General features: G+C 62.4%; 1 pseudogene. It reads left to right on the forward strand.

The window, feature by feature from the left end:
• A pseudogene (locus IVA96_RS04160) lies at positions 1-686 on the forward strand (RNA polymerase sigma-54 factor); the annotation flags it as partial.

Consider the following 686-nt stretch of genomic DNA (forward strand, 5'->3'; position numbering starts at 1 on the left):
GATCCGGCGATGCAGGCCCTGGTCGAGCATCTCGATCTTCTCGCCAAGCGCGACATCGCGTCCTTGCGCAAGGTCTGCGGCGTCGACGACGAGGACATCGCCGACATGATCGGCGAGATCCGCCGCCTCAATCCCAAGCCCGGCATGAAGTTCGGCTCGGCGCGGCTCCAGACCATGGTGCCCGATGTCTATGTCCGCCCCGGTCCCGACGGTGGCTGGCATGTCGAGCTCAACAGCGACACCCTGCCGCGCGTGCTGGTCAACCAGACCTACTATTCCGAGCTGTCGAAGAAGATCGGCAAGGACGGCGACAAATCCTACTTCACCGATGCGCTCCAGAACGCGACCTGGCTCGTGCGCGCACTCGACCAGCGCGCCCGCACCATCCTGAAAGTTGCAACCGAGATCGTGCGCCAGCAGGACGGCTTCTTCACCCATGGCGTGGCGCATTTGCGGCCGCTCAATCTGAAGGCTGTCGCAGACGCCATCCAGATGCATGAATCCACGGTGTCGCGCGTTACCGCCAACAAATACATGGCGACCAATCGCGGCACGTTCGAGCTGAAATATTTCTTTACGGCCTCAATCGCCTCGGCTGACGGCGGCGAGGCGCATTCCGCCGAAGCGGTACGTCACCACATCAAGCAGCTGATCGATTCGGAAGCGCCCACGGCAATCCTGTCGGA

The organism is Bradyrhizobium sp. 159, from assembly GCF_023073795.1.
Lineage (GTDB): Bacteria > Pseudomonadota > Alphaproteobacteria > Rhizobiales > Xanthobacteraceae > Bradyrhizobium.